General features: G+C 72.6%; 15 protein-coding genes. 10 read left to right on the top strand and 5 right to left on the bottom strand.

The window, feature by feature from the left end; all coding sequences use genetic code 11:
• Positions 1 to 163: 163 nt before the first annotated feature.
• Both SCATT_RS34950 and SCATT_RS34945 read right to left on the bottom strand, forming a co-directional pair.
• Positions 164 to 3,151 carry a DEAD/DEAH box helicase gene (locus SCATT_RS34950; RefSeq protein ID WP_014150595.1) on the bottom strand — a complete coding sequence of 996 codons (2,988 nt, stop codon included), beginning with the start codon at positions 3,149 to 3,151 and terminating at the stop codon, positions 164 to 166.
• A 157-nt stretch (positions 3,152 to 3,308) separates the two neighbouring features.
• Complete coding sequence (locus SCATT_RS34945; RefSeq protein WP_014150596.1) at positions 3,309 to 3,941, bottom strand: TetR/AcrR family transcriptional regulator; 633 nt, start codon at positions 3,939 to 3,941, stop codon at positions 3,309 to 3,311.
• A 119-nt stretch (positions 3,942 to 4,060) separates the two neighbouring features.
• Between SCATT_RS34945 and SCATT_RS34940 the strand changes: the two genes are divergently transcribed.
• Both SCATT_RS34940 and SCATT_RS34935 read left to right on the top strand, forming a co-directional pair.
• A complete protein-coding gene (locus SCATT_RS34940) occupies positions 4,061 to 5,074 on the top strand; it encodes an amidohydrolase family protein (RefSeq protein ID WP_014150597.1) in 1,014 nt (337 codons plus the stop codon).
• A 200-nt stretch (positions 5,075 to 5,274) separates the two neighbouring features.
• Entirely contained in the window at positions 5,275 to 6,957 is a 1,683-nt protein-coding gene (locus SCATT_RS34935) for a carboxylesterase/lipase family protein (protein ID WP_014150598.1), read from the top strand.
• A gap of 295 nt (positions 6,958 to 7,252) precedes the next feature.
• Here the strand turns inward: SCATT_RS34935 and SCATT_RS34930 are convergent, their stop codons facing one another.
• Positions 7,253 to 7,537 carry a hypothetical protein gene (locus SCATT_RS34930; RefSeq protein ID WP_014150600.1) on the bottom strand — a complete coding sequence of 95 codons (285 nt, stop codon included), beginning with the start codon at positions 7,535 to 7,537 and terminating at the stop codon, positions 7,253 to 7,255.
• Between the two features lie 132 nt (positions 7,538 to 7,669).
• Between SCATT_RS34930 and SCATT_RS34925 the strand changes: the two genes are divergently transcribed.
• Genes SCATT_RS34925 through SCATT_RS34905 form a run of 5 tightly spaced genes read left to right on the top strand, consistent with a single transcriptional unit; the run spans position 7,670 to position 12,935 of the window.
• A complete protein-coding gene (locus SCATT_RS34925) occupies positions 7,670 to 8,473 on the top strand; it encodes an ABC transporter ATP-binding protein (RefSeq protein ID WP_014150601.1) in 804 nt (267 codons plus the stop codon).
• Entirely contained in the window at positions 8,473 to 9,474 is a 1,002-nt protein-coding gene (locus SCATT_RS40165) for an ABC transporter permease (RefSeq protein WP_014150602.1), read from the top strand. The genes SCATT_RS34925 and SCATT_RS40165 overlap by 1 nt, the downstream gene beginning before the upstream one ends.
• Positions 9,408 to 10,979 (top strand): ABC transporter permease, encoded by a 1,572-nt coding sequence (locus SCATT_RS40160; RefSeq protein WP_231904887.1) that lies wholly within the window; start codon positions 9,408 to 9,410, stop codon positions 10,977 to 10,979. The genes SCATT_RS40165 and SCATT_RS40160 overlap by 67 nt, the downstream gene beginning before the upstream one ends.
• A gap of 49 nt (positions 10,980 to 11,028) precedes the next feature.
• Positions 11,029 to 12,327 carry a sensor histidine kinase gene (locus SCATT_RS34910; protein WP_014150604.1) on the top strand — a complete coding sequence of 433 codons (1,299 nt, stop codon included), beginning with the start codon at positions 11,029 to 11,031 and terminating at the stop codon, positions 12,325 to 12,327.
• Complete coding sequence (locus SCATT_RS34905) at positions 12,291 to 12,935, top strand: response regulator (protein WP_014150605.1); 645 nt, start codon at positions 12,291 to 12,293, stop codon at positions 12,933 to 12,935. Before SCATT_RS34910 ends, SCATT_RS34905 begins: the two co-directional genes overlap by 37 nt.
• Positions 12,936 to 12,986: 51 nt before the next feature.
• Here the strand turns inward: SCATT_RS34905 and SCATT_RS34900 are convergent, their stop codons facing one another.
• Both SCATT_RS34900 and SCATT_RS34895 read right to left on the bottom strand, forming a co-directional pair.
• Positions 12,987 to 14,222: a PP2C family protein-serine/threonine phosphatase gene (locus SCATT_RS34900; protein WP_014150606.1), complete on the bottom strand. Its 1,236-nt coding sequence runs from the start codon at positions 14,220 to 14,222 to the stop codon at positions 12,987 to 12,989.
• Between the two features lie 303 nt (positions 14,223 to 14,525).
• Positions 14,526 to 15,002 carry a GNAT family N-acetyltransferase gene (locus tag SCATT_RS34895; protein ID WP_231904889.1) on the bottom strand — a complete coding sequence of 159 codons (477 nt, stop codon included), beginning with the start codon at positions 15,000 to 15,002 and terminating at the stop codon, positions 14,526 to 14,528.
• Between the two features lie 201 nt (positions 15,003 to 15,203).
• Between SCATT_RS34895 and SCATT_RS34890 the strand changes: the two genes are divergently transcribed.
• The 3 genes from SCATT_RS34890 (at position 15,204) to SCATT_RS34880 (ending at position 18,828) form a co-directional block, all read left to right on the top strand.
• Positions 15,204 to 15,836, top strand: coding sequence for an acyl-CoA-like ligand-binding transcription factor (locus SCATT_RS34890; RefSeq protein WP_014150608.1), 633 nt, complete (start codon positions 15,204 to 15,206; stop codon positions 15,834 to 15,836).
• Between the two features lie 64 nt (positions 15,837 to 15,900).
• A complete protein-coding gene (locus tag SCATT_RS34885; RefSeq protein WP_014150609.1) occupies positions 15,901 to 17,442 on the top strand; it encodes an FAD-dependent monooxygenase in 1,542 nt (513 codons plus the stop codon).
• Positions 17,443 to 17,775: 333 nt separating this feature from the next.
• Entirely contained in the window at positions 17,776 to 18,828 is a 1,053-nt protein-coding gene (locus SCATT_RS34880) for a BTAD domain-containing putative transcriptional regulator (RefSeq protein ID WP_041823536.1), read from the top strand.
• The last annotated feature ends 80 nt before the right edge of the window (positions 18,829 to 18,908 follow it).

Genomic DNA, 18,908 nt, shown 5'->3' with positions numbered 1-18,908 from the left:
CCGGGAGGAACCGACCTCCGAGGTCAGGTGTGGCGGTCCGGGGGTGCGAGCAGTGCCGCGAGGGCGGCGACGGGATCGGGGCCGGATTGGCCGATGGGCCAACGGAAAGCAGGCGCGGGTGAGTTGACCACGGCCCGCTGCCCGGACTTCGCCGGGCGTGGGCTCACGTGCGGCGCCCCGTGCTCCGGCGGGGCGTCCTTCCGGATCCGATGTCCTGACGCATCGTCACCAGGTCGGCCAGTTCGGCGTCGGAGAGTTCGGTGAGCGCCGCCTCGCCGTGGCTGAGCACGGCGTCCGCGAGGTCCTTCTTCCGCTGGAGCATCTCCGCGATCCGGTCCTCGACCGTGCCTTCCGCGATCAGCCGGTGCACCTGCACCGGCTGGGTCTGGCCGATGCGGTACGCGCGGTCGGTGGCCTGGTCCTCGACCGCCGGGTTCCACCAGCGGTCGAAGTGGATGACGTGGCCGGCGCGGGTCAGGTTGAGACCGGTGCCGGCGGCCTTGAGGGAGAGCAGGAAGACCGGCCGTTCACCGCGCTGGAAGCGGTCGACCATCTCTTCGCGCTGTTTCACCGGCGTTCCGCCGTGCAGGAACTGCGCGGCGGTGCCGCGGGCGGCGAGGTGCTGTTCGAGCAGCCGCCCCATCTCGACGTACTGGGTGAAGACGAGCGCCGAGCCGTCCTCGGCCACGATGGTGTCGAGCAGTTCGTCGAGCAGTTCCAGTTTCCCGGAGCGGCCGGCGAGTTTCGCGTTCTTCTCCTTGAGGTATTGCGCCGGATGGTTGCACACCTGTTTCAGGCCGGTGAGCAGTTTCATCACCAGTCCTCGCCGGGCCATCCCGTCCGCCTCGCCGATCGCCGCCAGCGACTCGCGCACCAGCGCTTCGTACAAGGACGCCTGCTCCCTGGTCAGCGCGACGGGCTGGTCGGTCTCGGTCTTGGGCGGCAGTTCGGGGGCGATACCGGGGTCGGACTTGCGGCGGCGCAGCAGGAAGGGGCGGATCAGCCGGGTGAGGCGGTGTGCGGTCGCCTGGTCGCCGTCGGCCTCGACCGCGCGGGCGTAGCGGTCCCAGAACGCGGTGAGCGTGCCGAGCAGGCCGGGGGTCGTCCAGTCGAGCAGGGCCCACAGCTCGGAGAGGTTGTTCTCCACCGGGGTGCCGGTCAGAGCGACGCGCCCGGCGGCGGGGACGCTGCGCAGCGCCCGTGCCGTGTCGGAGTACGGGTTCTTGACGTGCTGCGCCTCGTCCGCGACGAGCAGGTCCCAAGGCACACCGGGCTCGGCCAGGCGCTGGGCGTCGCGCCGCAGTGTGCCGTACGTCGTGAGGACGAAGGCGTCCGGTGCGAGGTCGTCCAGGTTGCGGCCGGGGCCGTGGAAGCGGCGTACGGCGGTGCCGGGTGCGAATCGCCGTACCTCGCGTTCCCAGTTGCCGAGCAGGGAGGTCGGACACACCACCAACGTCGGGCCGTGGGCGGATCGTTGGTGCCGGCGCAGGTGGAGGGCGATCACGGTGATCGTCTTGCCGAGCCCCATGTCGTCGGCGAGACAACACCCCAGGCCGAGGGAGGTCATCCGGTCCAGCCAGGCCAGCCCCCGGAGCTGGTAGTCGCGCAGGGTGGCGGCGAGCATGGCCGGTTGTCCGGGGGTGGCCGACGTGGCGTCCGCGTCCGGCTCCGGCTCGGCGATCCGCGCGCGCAGCCGCTCCAGCACGCCGCCCGCGGTGACCGGTACGGACTCGCCGTCGATCGCCACCTCGCCGGTCAGCGCCGCACCCAGGGCGTCGATCGCGGTGAGTTCGCGACCGCGCCGCTCGCGGACCTTGCGGATCAGCGCCTGGTCGACCACCACCCACTGGTCGCGCAGCCGCACCACGGGGCGGTGTGCCTCGATCAGGCGGTCCGTCTCCTCCTCGGTCAGCGGTTCGCCGCCCAGCGCCAACTGCCAGCGGAATGCGATGAGTTGACCGGAGGAGAGAAAAGTCTCCAGGTCCGACGGCGTCTTCTCGCGCCGGGGCGGCACCAGCAGACCGGACGCGGTCAGCTCCTTGACCAGCCCCTTCGGCAGGTGCGCCTCGATGCCGACGGCGGCCAGCCGCTCCGTCGCCTGGCCGAGCAGGCCCAGCAGTTCGTCATCGGCGAGCCGCAACACATCGGGCACGGGGGCGGACAGCAGGCGCGACAGCGGCGGCCATGCCTTCGCGCCCCGGCGCAGCGCCAGCAACGCGTCGCTACGGGCCCGGGTGCCGAACTGCGCCGGGGCGGCCACCTCCGCGGCCCACAACTCGGCCGCGTCGACCATCAGCGCGGGGTCGGCGAGGCTGTGTATCTGCACCACGGCCCGGAAGCGTGGCCCGGCCTCGGCGCTGTCGTCGAGGTCTTCGCCGTCCCAGTCGCCGTCCCAGATGTCGCTGTCGTGCTCCAGGCGCAGGGAGACGCGCACGCCCGCGTCCATCCCGGCGGCCACCTCGGCCGCCCACTCCCGCTGTTCGGGGACGCGTACCGGCGTCGGAGCCGCGAAGGCCGGGCCACCGGCCGGTTGCCGCGCCGTCGGGGAGCGCGGCAGGCCGTCGGCGACCGCGTCCAGAAAAGAACGCAGCAGCGGCTCGGCGGCGGGCAGCGTCACGGGCGACGAGTCCGGCAACGGGACCGCGCGCGCCTCCGGTGGCATCGCCGCCGCCAGCTCGCGGATCCGGCGCACGTCGTCACCGTCCAGCGGACCGAGCCGCCAGGCGTCGAACCCGCTGGGACTCAGCCCGGGCAACAGCCGCCCCCGCGCGGTGAGTTGCAGCGCGACGAGGGCTCCCGCCCCCCAGAACGCGGCGGACCCCGTGGCGTCGCCGCTCCGTCCCATGGCGCGAGCCCGGCTGAGTACCGGCACCGCCCGCGCGACCGGCAGCAGCACCGCGGTCACGCTCCGCCGCCGGACGCCCTTGCCGTGCGGTCGCACGACGGTCAGCTCCTCCGGTTCCACACCGCAGTCGGGCAGCTCGCCGCCGTCCGCCCGCCAGAACGCCACGCGGCCCTCCCGGGGCGGATCCCCTGGCAGGAAGACGGCCTCGCACCGGCTGAGCACGGGTACGGCGGCGGGCGCGACCGCTGTCGGCCTTCTGTGCTCCGCGGGCTCGTCCACGTCGACGACCTGGTGGATACGCGCCATGACCGGATGCCCTTCGAGCCGTGGTGCGGGCACGCGGCGAAGCGGCACGTCACGTTTTGCCTTCGCATACCTACACGCTGTACGAGCGAATGCTATCGGCCGGGGACAGCGGGCCCGGATCGCGGGCGCACCACGCGCCAACGGCCACCACCGGCCGTCAGGCCCCTCGCAGGGCGGCGGTGATGTAGGAGCGGAGGAACTCGTGCTTGCCGCCCGCGTCCGGCCGGCCGGTGATGTTGGTGATGCGGTCGTCGAAGGCGCTCTGGGTCAACGCGCCCACCGAGAACAGGTAGGCCCAAGCGTGGAAACCCGGCGGCCGGTCGGGCAGGATCCGTTCGAGGGCGGTGACGAAGGCCCGCGCCAGCGGGTCGAACAGCTCGGCGATGATGTCGCGTTCCTGGCTCGACGGGTCCGAGGCCTCCCGGAGCACCAGCCGGGCGTACCAGACGTCGGCGGGGTCGTCGTGCAGCGCGAGCACCGGGTCGATGAAGGCGGAGACGAGCTGGTCGAGCGCGTCCGGGGCCGTGGGGTCGCGCAGCGCGGCGAGGCGGGCGAGGCGTTCCTCGTTCACGTACTGCCGGGCCTCGAAGATCGCCCGGTAGAGCCGGTCCTTGGTCTTGAAGTGGTAGACGACGAGCGACAGCCCGACCTCCGCCGCGTCGGCGACCTGCCGCATCGTCGTGCCGTGGTAGCCGTTGCGGGCGAAGACCCGTTCGCCTGCCCTGAGGATCTGCTCGGCGCGGCCGGGGGGCGGCTTCCGCGTGGTCGTGGCGTTCCGCGCCGTCGTCACTTGGCCCTCCTCCGTCTGCCCAGCGGGTCCCCAGGCTACCGGCCGACGGTGGGGCCCGTCGTACCTTGACCGGCTGACTGTACGTACGTACAGTCCCATCATACGCTGTGAGAGGACCGATGAACGTGCCGAACGACTGGGTGGATGTCCACGCTCACTTCACGCCTCCGACGACCCCCGAGGAACGACGGGCGCGCTGGCAGGCGATGCGCGAGGAGTGCTTCACGCTCCCGGCGCCGTACCACTGGAGCCTGGCGGAGACGCTGCGCGCGATGGACCGCGACGGCATCGCGATGCAGTTGCTCAGCAACATCCCCAAGGACCACACCGCGCTCGCGGCCTCGAACGACTACGGCGCCTCGCTGGTCCGGGAGCACCCGTCCCGCTTCGGACTGCTCGCCGCCGTACCCACCGACGACGCGGCGGCGGCCCTCGCCGAGATCGAACGCGCCCGCACCCTGCTCGGTGCCGACGGGTTCGCCGTGACCACGGTCTACAACGGGGTGCCGCTGGGGGACCCCTCCCTGGATGTGGTCTGGGCCGAGCTGGACCGGCTCGGGGCGACGGTGTTCATCCACCCCGACGCCTACGCGCCCGGCTCGATGGGGCGGCCGAGCCCGCTGATCGAGGTCGCCTTCGACACCGCGCGCACCATCACCGACCTGGTCTACCGCGCGCACTTCCGGCGCTTCCCGGACCTCACCCACGTCGTCGCGCACTGCGGCGGGGCGCTGCCGGCGCTCTCCGGGCGGCTCGGACTGCTCGGCGGCGAGGCCTGGGTGCCCAACCCCGAGGGCCTCACACCTGAGGACATCACCGAGCAGCTCGGCCGGCTCCACCTGGACACCGCCGCCACCGCGACGGCCCACACGCTCGCCGCCGCCCTGCTCATGACGGGTCCGGACCACATCGTCTACGGCTCGGACTCCGGCGTGCCCTGCTCCACCGACCGCACCGTCCGCGCCAACCTCGAAGCCCTGCTGGCGAGTTCGGTACTGGACCGCGATCAGATCGACGCGGTGGGCCGGGCCGCGTTCCGGCTCTTCCCCTCCGCCCGCGCCCGCCACGACGCGGCACGACCGGCCATGACACCGCACGACCGGGCCGGAAAGGCAGCGTCATGCGCACGCTGATCGCCATCTCCGACCCGAGCGCGTAGCGGCGGGCGGTACGGGAGGGCCACCACGCCGGTCGCGAGGCCGACCACCGCCACCTCGGTCAGCACCGTCGCCCGCGCCCACGCGGCGGACCCGGACATCACACGCCGGGGGATGGACCACACCACGGCGCGAGCCTGAACCGCGCACTTCCGAAAACGACGGAGGAACACCCCATGCACGCGATGGACGCCCAGGCGGTCGTCCGGGTGACGACCGGACTGCTCCAGGGAACCCGTGAGGAGGGCGTCGTCGTCTACCGCGGCGTCCCTTTCGCCCAACCGCCCGTCGGACACCTGCGGTTCAACTCACCACAGCCGCCGGAACCGTGGTCCGGCGTCCGCGACGCGCGCCGCCCGGGGTCCGCTTCCTACCAGTTCAACTCCGCCAACCAGGCCGACGTCGAACGCGTCGTCAAAGACATCGACCCCGGCGTGCCCGGCATCATGGCCTGGCCCTCCTACACGAACGCGACCTACCGCCACAACCAGGCGGCGGAGGACTGCCTCTACCTCGACATCTGGGTGCCGGAGTCCGCACCGCGCGGAAGTCTTCCGGTCTACGTCTACTACCACGGCGGCGCGAACGCGGTCAGCTCCGGTTCCTTCGCGCTGGAGCGGGGCACGAACCTGGCTCGTGAGGGCAACATGATCGTGGTCCGGCCGAACTACCGGCTGGGCGCCCTGGGATGGGTCCACTTCGGGCTTCTCACCGGCGATCTGCCGCAGGCGGTGAACCTCGGTGTGCAGGACCAGTTCGCCGCGCTGAAGTGGGTGCACGAGAACATCGCGGCGTTCGGCGGCGATCCGGACACCATCACGATCGGCGGGGAGTCGGCCGGTGCCACCGCCGTCTCCCACCTGCTCACCAACCCCCACGCGCACCCGTACTTCCGGCGCGCCGTGCTGCAGTCACTGTCCCCGTTCAACCCCTGGTGCACCCAACAGCGGCCGGAGGCCGTCAGCGTGGCGCGCATGTACCTCGATCTGTTGCGTATCGACGACCCGGCCCAGCTGCGCACCATCGACCCCGACCGTCTGCTGGCCGTGCAGAACGTACTCACCCGCTACTTCCCCCCGGACAGGCATCTCGCCTGGCGCCCGCTGGGCGGCGTCGTCGATGGGACATGGGTTCCCCAGGCCCCGGCGCAGTACCTGTCGGAGGAGGCGATCACCACATCCGGGCTGGAGGTGGCCATCGGTTTCGCGAAGGACGAATGGCAGTTCTTCCGCGGCCACTCCCGGACGGTCGGCCACGGTTCCCGCCAGGAGGTGCTGGCGGTTCTGGCGCAGGCGTTCGGCATGGACGGCGCCACCGAGGTCTATCAGCGGTACCACGAACTCCACCCGGACCACTCCCCCGGTCTGCTGCTGCCGGACATCATGTCCTTCGAGTTCTTCAAACTGCCGTCGTTGGCGATCGCCCGGAACCTCAGCGCCCAGCACATCCCCGTCCACGTGTTCCAGTTCTCCTACGACCTGCCCGGGCTCGGCGGCCGGCTCCGTGCCGTGCACACCGGGGACATCCCGTTCCTGTTCCGCAATCACTCCGAACGCGACCTCGCCTGGTGGCCGGCGTTCGACGGCGCGGACCGGGAGGAGGTACGCCGGGTCAGCGCGCGCATGGGCGAGCTGTACGCGTCCTTCATCCGCACCGGCGACCCGGGCCCCGGATGGCCCCGATTCGACACCGCCGGTTGGAACGTCCTGGAGTTCGGGCGGACCATCGAGCCGCGACCGGGCCTGCTCAAGCCGGAGTGGGACGTCTTCGAGGACCGTGGGTTCGGCTCCGTGCGGTCCATCGAGAACGTGCTGGTCGGCAACGTCCGCGAAGCGCTGGGTCACACCACGGCGGCCTGAGTCCGGCGGGTTCGGGCGGCGCCGGGCAGGGCGGGCGTGTGAATCGAGCCGCGCGACGAACACCGGCGCCGACCAGGCCCGCTGACCCGGCGAGGGGCGGGGCGGGAGCACACGGCCGCCGCCCGCCTGCCCGAGTGCCCTTGCGCGTCGTCGGCCGGGCCGAGCCGTCAGGTCCCCGGTCGGCGGCGCGCTCATCGCCGCCGACAGGAACGTGATCGCCCGCGCCGGGCCGCCTCGCCCGCCGGGGACGGGTCGGCCGAGGGGCGTTTGTGGACGCCGACGCGGTCCACGGCCGTCACGGCGAGGATTCGCCGCATCCGGAACCACAGTTCGTCCGGGCAGAGACCGGGCAGCGCACGCGCGAACGCGGCCACGTAGCGATCGCATCCGCTGCCGAGCCGGTCCGGGCGCGCAACTCCTCGGCCGGGTCGGTGGTGATCGTCACGATCAGCCGGGACCTCCGGGAGCCGCCCTCGTCACCGGCCGGCATCTCGTCGAACAGCGGCCCCGCGAACGCTTCCACCCGTTCGGTGACCGACGGGTCCGGGGCCCGGGCGAGCAGCCCCTCGCGTGGTGGCACCGACGGGCAGTGGTGGAGAAATCTCTACCTCGAAGTGACCGGAGAATGCCAATGTGCCACCCGTGGCGGCGTTCCTAACCTGACTCGCGGACAGCGCGTTCGAAGCGCGTCATCTCACGTCAGGAGCCAGGAGTGCACACGTCACAGGACCTTCGCGGGGCGGAGGCGGTACGGCTGGAGGCCGTGTCGAAGTCCTACGGCCGAGGGAGCGGCCGGGTGGCCGCGCTCCGCGGGCTCGGCATGAGCTTCGGTCACGGCACGTTCACCGCCGTGATGGGGCCGTCCGGATCCGGCAAGAGCACCTTTCTGCACTGCGCGGCGGGGCTGGTCCGGCCCAGCTCCGGCAGGGTCACCGTCGGCGGCATCGACCTGTCGGGCCTGGACGACGCCGAGTTGACCAGGTTGCGCCGGGATCGGATCGGCTTCGTCTTCCAGTCCTTCAACCTGCTGCCGGCGCTGACGGTCAGTCAGAACATCGCGTTGCCGCTGCGGCTGGCCGGGCAGCGTCCGGACGAGGGTCTGGTCCGCGCCGTCGTGCGGCGGGTGGGCCTGTCCGAGCGGATCGGTCATCTGCCGGCGCAGTTGTCCGGCGGGCAGCAGCAGCGCGTGGCCATCGCCCGTGCCCTGGTGACCCGTCCGACCGTCGTCTTCGCCGACGAACCCACCGGTGCCCTCGACACCCGGGCCGCCGCGTCCGTCCTCACCCTGCTGCGCGAGTCCGTGGACACCGCGGGTCGGACGCTGGTCATGGTCACCCATGACCCGGTCGCCGCCTCCTACGCCGACCGTGTGGTCTTCCTCGCCGACGGTGCCTTCGCCGGCGAACTGCACCGGCCGACCGCCGACGCGGTGGCCGCCCGGATGACCCGGCTCGGCGCCTGGGAGGACGAGCCCCGGCACCGCAGCATGCCGCAGGCCCACGGGAGGCGTTCCTGATGTGGCGTCTCGCACTGCGCACCCTGACGTTCCGGTGGTCGAATTGCACCGCGACCTTCCTCGCCATGTTCCTCGGCGCCGCGATCGTCATCGGCTGTGGCGGCCTGATGGAGACGGGGCTCCGTATGGCGGCCGATCCGCAGCGCCTGGGCGGCGCCCCGGTCGTCGTCACCGGTGACCAGAGCTACGGCTCCGTCGCGTTGACCGAACGGCACCGCGTCGATCCCGGTCTGGTCGCCGTGGTGGCCCGGGCGCACGGGGTCGCCGCGGCCGTCGCCGATGTGTCGGTGGCGGCCACCGTGCTGGCGGGCGGCACGCCGCTGACCGGCAAGTCCGGCTCGTACAACCATGGTTGGGCCGCCGCCCGGCTGACCCCCTACACCCTCACCGCCGGTGCGTCCCCCTCCGTCGGCGAGGTCGTGCTCGACTCGGTGCTGGCCGAGCGCTCCGGCGCCCGCCCCGGGTCCGTGATCGGCATCGTCGTCAAGGGCACCACCCGACGGTACCGTGTCAGCGGTGTCGCCGAGCGGCACGGTGGTCACCACCCGCACGCCGCCGTGTTCTTCACGGACGGGGAGGCCCGCGCCCTCGCCGGCAGCCGGATCGACTCCATCGGTGTCGTGGCCGCCCCCGGTGCGAGCGTCGCCGCCGTCGCGGACGCGGTGCGCTCGGCCGTCGGCGACCGTGCCGAGGTGCTCACCGGTGAGCGGCGGGGCCTGGCGGAACTGCCCGGTGCCCTCGCCGGCGAGCGTACGGTCGTCGTCCTCGCGGCGGTCTTCGGCTCGTCGGTCGTGCTGATCGTCATGTTCGGCGTGGCCTCGACCCTCGGCCTCTCCCTCCAGCAACGCGCCCGGGAGATGGCCCTGCTGCGTGCCGTGGGCGCCACGCCGAAGCAGCTGCGCCGCATGATCCTGTCCGAGACGGCCGTGTGTCGGTGGGAGCCGTGCTGCTCGCCCTGGCCCCCGGACATCTCGCGGGCAGGCTGCTGTTCGGGGTGCTGACCTCCAGCGGTGTGGTGCCGCCGCAGATCGTCTACCACGCCGGCTGGGCCCCGATGGCCGTCGGGGCGGCGGTCACCGTGCTGGCCGCGGCCGGTGCCACCCGCTTCGCCGGACGCAAGGCCGCCCGCACCGAACCGGTAGCGGCCCCGGCCGGTTCCACCGCCGGAACCCGTTGGTTCAGCGTGCCGCGCCTGCTGCTCGCGCTGTTGTTCCTCACCGGCGGCGTCGGCCTGGCGGTCGTCACCGCCACGGTGATGGGGGACGGCCCGACACTCGCCGCCACCGCCGGGCCCGCGTCCGTGCTGTTCTGCGTCGGTCTCGCCCTGCTGGCCCCCGGCATCACCACGGCCATGGTGGCGCTGCTGCGGCTGCCGGTGCGCGCGCTGCCCGGACCGGCCGGCCGGCTCGCGCTGCGCAACACCGCCACCGCCACCGTCCGCACGGCGGGCGCGGTCGCCCCGATCGTCCTGCTCATCGGCATCGCCACCGGCACGCTGTACATGCAGTCCACCGAGGACCACGTCTCGCGCACCTCCTACCGCGACACCATCCTCGCCCAGTACGTCCTCGACTCCTCGACGGGCGGGTTCGCCCCCGGTGTCGTCGGGACGGTCCGCGCCATCCCCGGCGTGGCCGCGGCCTGCGAACTCGTCGTCAGCCACGGCTTCGTGGACGGCCCGCACGGCCCGGACGAGGTCGATCTGCGGGGTGTGTCCGCCGAGGGGGTGCGTCGCAGTCTCGATCTGCCCGTCGTCGCCGGCTCACCGGCCGGACTGCGCGGTGACACGGTGGCCCTGTCCGCCAAGAAGGCCGGCGAGTACGGGGTGAAGGTCGGCGACCGGCTGCCGATGCACCTCGGCGACGGCGCCGCCGTACGTCCCACGGTCGTCGCCCTCTACGCCGACAACCCCCGGCAGGGATACCTCACCCTGCCCGCCTCGACCCTCGCCCCGCACACCGGTGACGGGCTCGCGCACCAGATCCTGGTGCGGGTCGCGCCCCACGACACCACCGGGGTCCGCGACCGCCTCGCCGCGCTGGCCGCCACGGTACCCGGCACCGAACTGGACGTGAGTGCGTCAACCGCCGTCCGCGACAACCAGATCCAGCAGATCCTGGCGTCCGCCAACTACGCCGTCGTCGCCATGATCGTCGGATACGCCGCGATCACCGTCGTCAACACCCTGGTGTCCGTCACGCGGAGCCGGCGCGCGGAGTTCGGCCTCCAGCGGCTCACCGGCGCCACCCGTGCCCAGGTGCTCGCCATGCTGACCGTCGAAGGCTCGCTGATCGGTGTCATCGCCACCGTCCTCGGCACCGTCGCCGCCGCGACGACCATCGTCCCGTACAGCCTCGTCAAGACCGACTCGTACCTGCCGTCCGGATCCATCGGCGTCTACCTCGCCATCGTCGGCGGATCGCTGCTGCTGGTGTGGGGCGCGACCCTGCTGCCTTCATGGCGCGGCATGCGCACACCGGCGGTGGAGACGGTGAAGGCCGCGTGAGACGGGCGGCCCGACGTGACCGGCCTCAGGGGGATGGGAGCATGAGGGCATGAAGACTGTGCCGGTCACCTGGCGCGGCCGACTGCGCCGCGCCACGCTGGCCACCGTGATCGGCGTGGCCGTCGCCGCCGGAGCCCTGCTGTCGATCGTGCTCTTCGTCACCACCGCGTACGTCGTCGTCATCGCCGCGATCGGCATCGGCTTCCTCGCCCTGCCCCACTGCACCCGGGCGGTGCGCGGGTTGTGCGACCTCAACCGGCGCGCCGCGGCGTACTGCGGCGTCCCGGTGGAGCGGCCGTACCGGCCCGAGCCGGAGGAGATCGAGAAGGACATCGTCGGCTGGACGCGCCGCTGCAAGTGGATCCTGACCGACCCCGCCACCTGGCGGGACCTGCTGTGGCTGCTGCTCAACTGCGTCGTCGGCCTCCTCGGTTTCGTCCCGGCCGGGCTGCTCTACTACGCGGGGGAAGGGCTGGTCCTCGCCTGCGGCGTGTGGAAGCCCGTCGCGGCGGGCGGACAGGGCCGCTGGTACGCCTTCGTCACCGTGGACAGTTGGCCGGCCGCCTTCGCCGCGGCCGCGCTCGCACTCGCGGTGCTCGCCGGCTGGGTGTTCCTCGGCCCGCTGGTGCTCAAGGGCCACGCCCACTTCGTCCGCGTCCTGCTCGGCCCCACCCGGGAATCACAACTGGCGTCCCGGGTACGGCACTTGACGGAGACGCGCTCCGGCGCCCTGGACTTCCAGGCCGCCGAGCTGCGCCGCATCGAACGCGACCTGCACGACGGAACGCAGGCCCGGCTGGTCAGCCTCGGGCTGCAACTCGGCGCCGTGGACCGTAAGTTGGCCCAGGATCCCGAGGAGGCCCGGCGGATGTTGCGCGAGGCGCGCACCTCCTCGGTGCGGGCCCTGAGCGAACTGCGCGACGTGGTCCGCGGCATCCACCCGCCGGTCCTCGCCGAACGGGGCCTGGCCGACGCCCTGCGCGCCCTGGGCCTGGCCAGCCCGCTGCGGGTCACCGTGGTGGCGGACCTGCCCGGCAAACTGCCCGACCCGGTCGAGTCCGCCGTCTACTTCGCCGTGTCGGAACTGCTCACCAACGTCCTCAAGCACGCCGACGCCCGCCACGTCGAGGTCATCGCCTGGTGCGCCGACGACACCCTGCACGCCCGGGTCACCGACGACGGCCACGGTGGCGCCGACGCGTCGGCCGGGAGCGGCCTGGAGGGCATCCGACGACGACTGGCATCCTTTGACGGAACCCTGGTGATCGACAGCCCGCGGGGCGGTCCGACCGTGATGAAGCTGGAGCTGCCGTGCGCGTTGTCCTCGCCGAAGACCTCTTCCTCCTGAGGCAGGGGATCATCCAGTTGCTCGAAGCGTACGGGTTCGAGGTGGTCGCCGCCGTCGACAACGGAACGGACCTGGCCGCCGCGATCGCCGGGCACCGGCCCGACGTGGTCATCGTCGACGTACGGCTGCCGCCCACCTTCACCACCGAGGGCCTTCAGGCCGCGCTGCGCGCCCGCCGGGAGCAGCCGGGCCTGCCGATCCTCGTACTGTCCCAACACGTCGAGCAGATGTACGCCCGTGAGCTGCTGGCCGACGGCACCGGCGGCATCGGCTACCTCCTCAAGGACAGCGTGCTCGACGACGAGCAGTTCGTCGACGCCGTACGACGGGTCGCCGCCGGCGGTACGGCCATGGATCCCGCCGTCGTCGCCCAGCTGATGACCAGCCACTCCAGGGACGAGCCGCTGGCCGCCCTCACCCCACGCGAGCGCGAGGTGCTGGAGCTGATGGCCGAGGGCTGCTCGAACACCGCCATCGCCCAGCGGCTCACCATCACCGAGGGCGCGGCCGCGAAACACATCTCCAACATCTTCACCAAGCTGACGCTCCCGCCGTCGAGCGACAGCAACCGGCGCGTACTCGCGGTGCTCACCCACCTCAACGCCTGAGCGGTACGCACACACCGCGCGAGGACCGTGGAACCCTCGCCCCGCAAGACATCACAGCGCGAGGACGAGCAGCGCGACGTCGTCGCGGGCGCCCTGCGCCACACCCAGGCGTTCCAGGACGGTGTCGGCCATCCGCTCCACCGTCCGGTCGGCGCACCGGGCCAGCGCGCCGGTGAGGCGGGCGAGGCCGACGTCGATGTCCTCGCCGCGGCGTTCGATGAGGCCGTCGGTGTAGAGCAGCAGGGCGTCGCCGGGTTTGTATCCGGTCACGGCCTGTGAACGGGGCACGCTGGCGGTCCAGGCGCCCAGCGGCGGGTCGGTCGCCTGGTCGAGCAGGTCGCAGCTGCCGTCGGCGTGCAGCAGTACGGGGGGCGGGTGGCCGGCGCTGCTGTAGACGATCATGTGGGAGCGTTTGTCGACGAGGATCTTGACGGCGGTGGTGCCCAGGGCCCCTTCGACGGACTCGGCGTACATGTCGAGCGCTTCGAGGGCGTAGGCGGGGCCCTGGGACGCGCGGATGGCGGCCGAGAGGGCGCTGCGGAGCATGCCCATGATCAACGCGGCCTCCAGCCCGTGCCCGACGACGTCGCCGACGGCAGCCGCCAGCCGGTCGCCGGAGACGTCCGCCACGTCGTACCAGTCCCCGCACACGTTCAGCGAGCTGGCGGCGGGCCGGTAGCGCAGCGCCAGGTCGTGGTGGCGTCGCAGGTCGGGGGTGTAGAGCATGGCGTTCTGCAGGGTGAGGGCGAGGTGCCGTTCCTCGGCGTGGGCCTTGCGCAGTTCCTCGTTGAGGCGCTGCAACTCGCGTCCGCGCGCGTACAGTTCGGCGGCCATCGCCTGCGCGGGGTCCGCGTGGTCGCGGGGCGGGACGACGGCGCGGACGAACGCCGTGGCGTCCTCGACCCGGTGGATGATCCACCGCACCTCTCCGCGCTCGTCCAGCACCGGTGTGTTCACCGGGCTCCACCAGCGTTCCTCGAAGGCCCCCGGGCTCGACGCCAGGGGGATGTCGTACTTGTGCACCGCCATCGCGTCCCGTACCCGCAAGGCGCGGACCCGGTCGAACGACGTCCGCAGGCTCTCGACACCGTCCGCCTCCGGGTCGGCCGGGTTCGGCGGGAACGCCGCGAAGAACGGCCGGCCGAGCAGTTCCTCCCGCCGGCGTCCGGTCACGTCCAGATACGCCTCGTTGACCTCGACGATCGTCAGCCGTGGGTCCAGCACCAGGCACGGCGCCGGTACCGCGGCGAACACCGCCGCGTGATCGACCACGGGTAGCGCCACCATCCGATGCCCCTTACGTGGTGGTCTCCTGTCTTCCGGGAAGCCGTCTTCGGGGAAGCCTCCTTCCCAGGAGACCACCTCCGGATCACCGGCGCATGGCGGGGCGGACCACCGTCGGCGACGCCTGCCCGCGTCGCGAGGCAGCCTCCGGTCCGGTGGCGTTCCCTCACGCACGGCGACGGGTGGGTACCGTCACCACGCCCGGTTCACCTGTCCGTCAGGGGACGAGACCCCTCCGTATACGCTGTGTGACAACCGTTCAACTGTAGGTGTCGGGAGACCAGTTGCCCGGGTAGCCCGCCCCGGTCACGATCGCGGCGCGTCCGCTCGCAGGAGCAAGCCCTCTCCGCCGGTGAACTCGACGCCCTGGAAGGAGGCACCTGCCGCCACGCGCTTGAAGCCGAGTCCCCGATGCAGGTCGAGTGAGGCGCGGTTCCGGGCGGAGACGAAGCACCGAACCACCGGGTCCCGTTCCCAGACCCAGTCCATGCGGCGCCGGGTCAGCAGCTTCCCGATGCCGCGTCGTCGCCAGACGGGATCGACCGTGACGCCGGTCAGGTAGTAGCCCGCCGGTGCGCGGTCCACAGGGTGCGCGGGCAGGAACGCCACGTTCGCGTACCCGACGGGTTCACCGGACACCTTCGCGGTGATCACCAGGGTGCGTTCGCCCTGGCGCGTGCGGTGGATGCGGTCGGCCCATTCGTCCGCCGTACCACCACGCGCTCGGGCCTGCATCACGGCCAGCGCGGGCACGTCGTCCCCGCTCGCCTCGACCACCGTCACGGCCACGGAGGCGAGCCGCTCGGCCGGGTGCGGCACGTAGGTGGCGAACCGCGGATCCGTCCCCGCCATGCCGCCCCTTTCATCCGCCCGAAGGTTCCCGGCCGACCAGGGTATTGCCGCCGGCACGGGGCGATGCGCGACGCAAAACTTGCCGCTTCTGCAATCTTGCCCAACCGGCAAGATTTGCTCTACGCTCCTCGCATGGCACCCGCAGACGAGGCCCGCGCGAGCGGGCAGCCCGGACTCCGCGAACGTAAGAAGAAGCAGACCCGGGTCGCGCTGAGTCAGGCGGCGATCCGGCTCTGCGTGCTGCACGGATGGGCCGATGTGACGATCGAGCGGATCGCCGCCGAGGCCGGCGTCTCCGTCCGCACGTTCCGCAACTACTTCTCCGGCAAGGCCGAGGCGATCGCCGCCGGCCACGTGGAACGGATGCTCCGGGTCGCCGACGACCTGCTCGCCCGGCCGGTCGGCGAACCGCTCTGGGACTCGTTGCGCCACGCGGTCCTGAGCCAGTTCGCCACGTCCGACAACTCGGCGCCGCAGGACCAGCGTTGGCGCGAGGGCGTACGGCTGATGCTGGCCGAGCCCGCGCTGGCCGGCCAGATCGTCAAGGCCAACGCCGCCGCTCAAGAGGGGTTGGCCAAGGCGGTCGCGCAACGCACCGGCACCGACGCCGAGCACGACGTCTACCCCAAGCTGGTCGCGGCCGTGGTCGCGGCCGGCAGCGCGGTGGCCGTCGAACACGCCCTGCGCGCGGACGCCTCCGCGCCCCTGGGCGCCATCCTGGCCCGGGTTTTCGAGCAGATCGCCGCCGGCCTGCCGGTCCCGTAGCGAAGAGCGACGACCGCCTCGCTTCCGGTGCCCCCTTTCCCGTCCGCACCAAGGAGACCTGACCGTGACCGCCGACGTCATCATCGTGGGAGGCGGCCCCAACGGGCTGATGCTCGCCTGCGAACTGAGCCTTGCCGGTATCCGCCCGATCGTGCTGGAACAACTCCTCCAACCCAGCACCGAACCCAAGGCCAACGGCCTGCTGGGCCAGGTGGTGCGCCTGGTGGACCACCGCGGCCTGCACGAGCCGCTCAGCGGCAGCCCGGAGCCCCCGCGGCCGAACTCCGCCTACTTCATGTTCGCCGCCATGGCCCTCGACCTCGGCCTGCTCGACGCCGGCCCGGTCCACACGCTGGCCGCCCCGCAGCACCGCATCGTCGAGGTCCTGGCGGAACGCGCGCGTACCCTCGGCGTCGACCTGCGGCGCGGACACCGGGTCGACGCCGTCACCCAGGACGAGGACGCCGTCACCCTCGACGTCACCGGCCCCGACGGCGACCAGCGGCTCCGCGCCCGCTACGTGGTCGGCGCGGACGGCGCGCACAGCGTGGTCCGCAAGCTCTCCGGGATCGCCTTCCCCGGTGTCAGTTACGACCGCCGCACCAACCGCACCGCCCACGCCACCGTCCCGGCCGACTGGATCGACCCGGTCAACGGCGCCCTCACCGTCCCCGGCCACCGCCCGATCCTGCCCTTCCTCCCCCTCCGCACCGACCACGGCGGCTTCTCCTACGCGCCGCTCCCCGGCCATCCGCCGCTGGTCAGCACCACCGAGTGGGACCAGCCCGCAGCGGACGAGCCGATGACCCTGGCCGAGATGCGGGCGAGCATCCGCCGCGTCCTCGGCGCCGACCTGCCGCTCGGCCCACCGGAGGGAACCGGCCCGCACGTGCTGCGACGGCTGGACGGCGGCAACACCCGGGTCGCCGACCGGTTCCGCGACCGACGGATATTCCTGATCGGCGACGCCGCCCACGTCTACGCCTCCGGCGGCGGCCCCGGGCTCAACCTCGGCATGCAGGACGCCGCCAACCTCGGCTGGAAGCTCGCCGCCACGCTGCGCGACACCGCACCGCCCGGCCTGCTCGACACCTACGACACCGAGCGCCGCCAGGCCGCCCGCCGCATGGTGCTCAACGCCCAGGCGCAGTCCGCGCTCACCGCGCCCGGGGAGGACACCACCGCTCTGCGCGATCTCTTCGCCGAACTGCTGGCCCACAAGCCGGTCGTCCAGCACCTTGCCGACCTCATCGCGGGCACCGACGTACGCTACGACATGGGCGTCACCGACCCGCACCCCGCCGTCGGCCACTTCGCGCCGGAGCTGGAGCTGATCATCGGGACGCAGAAAGTGCGACTCGCCGAACTCGCCCGGAACGCCCGGCCGTTGCTCGTCGATCTGACCGAGGACCATTCGCTCGCCGCGGCACTGGCCGATCATCACGACGCCATCGACCTCGTCACCGCGCAGCCCGGCCCGGCCGGCCTCACCGGCCTGTTGGTCCGCCCTGACGGCTACGTGGCCTGGGCCAGCGGTTCCCCCCGCCCGGGCGCGGCCGGGTCGGCGGACCTGCGCGCCGCCGTCGAACGGTGGTTCAGGGCCTGAGCGGAAGCCGCCCGGGTCGCCGGACGCGTACTCCCCGCCGGAGCGGCTGCGGGCGGCGGCGCGAGCGCACCCGGAGGGCCACGCCCGGGCGAGCGGTCGTCCCGCCGGGCGTGGACACCTCTCCGGCACCGCACCGAGCCATCGGCCACCAGGGTCACGGCCCTTCGCCCTGAGCCACGTTTCCCCAGCTCAGACACGTCGGCAGGGTCGGCGGCCGGATATGGCCGGTGCGATGGCCTGTGCGTGGTGCAGGTACTCGGCCAGCCTCGACGGCATCGACGGGATCGATCAGGACGGACCGGAGCGGCCGGTCCGGTGACACGGGGAACCGCCATGCCTACGACGACCGCGCTCCACGCACGACCGACGGTGACAGCCCTCACGGATCAGGAGAACGAGGTTCTGTACGCGATCGGTTGCGGCTTGGCGGACGCGGAGATCGCCGACCTCCTCGCGGTGCCGGAGCACGCGGTGGCCTGGCATCTCCGCAGCATTCTGGCGAAGCTGGGCCTGCGCGACCGGGCCGCCGCCATCGTCCACGCCTTCGACTGCGGCCTGGTCACGCCCGGCCACGGCCCACGCAGGCACGGGCCGGGTCCGATGTCCGTTCCGTGGCTGCGGATCTCCGTGCTCGGCCCGCTGCGGGCGTGCCGCGCCGGACGGTTCGTGGACCTCGGCCCGGTCCGCCAGCAGGCCGTCCTGGCGGCGCTGGCCCTGAGCCCCGACCGGTCGGTCAGCCGACGCGAACTGCTCGACGGCGTATGGGGGACCAACTGGCCGGACGGCAACGTCGTGCCGGTCTATGTCTACCGGCTGCGCAAGGTCCTGCGGCGTGACGACCGCCCGGACCCGGTGATCGGTCACGACCGGTACGGCTACCGGCTCGACCGCGGTCTGGTCGACGTGGACGTGGCACACATGGAGGAGTTGGCCGCGGCGGCGGGCGGGGCCGAGCGGGCGGGCGACCTGGCCGAGGCGATGCGCCTGTGCGGTCTGGCGCTGGACCTGTTCCGCGGCGAGCCGCTGGCGGGCCTGCCGGGACCGTCGGCCGAGTCGGCGCGGCTGCGTCTCGTCGAGCGCAGGGCCGCCCTGACGCGACGCAGGGCGGGCTGGCAGCTCCGCCTCGGCCGGTACGCCGACGCGGTCGCCGGGCTGTCCGCCCTCGCCCTGGAGCAACCGCTGAACGAACCGGTCTGCGCGCTGCTGATGTGCGCGCTCACACGCAACGGGCTGCGGGCCGACGCGCTGGCCGTCTTCGACCGCGCCCGCCGGAAGCTCGCCGACGAACTCGGGGTGCGGCCGGGCGAGTTGCTGCTGCGGGCACGGCGCGCGGTGCTGCGCGGGGAGGGCGTGGACCCCGTCCTCGTCATGGAGGACGCGGCCTGACGGAAGGGGGCCTTCACCTTTCACGGCGATTTCATCTTTCACGGCGATTTCATCGGATGCTCGTAGCGTCCGTCGTGACG

The sequence above is a fragment of the Streptantibioticus cattleyicolor NRRL 8057 = DSM 46488 genome, assembly GCF_000240165.1.
Lineage (GTDB): Bacteria > Actinomycetota > Actinomycetes > Streptomycetales > Streptomycetaceae > Streptantibioticus > Streptantibioticus cattleyicolor.
The sequence above is the reverse complement of the archived record's forward strand: the minus strand, read 5'-3'. Positions and strand labels throughout refer to the sequence as shown.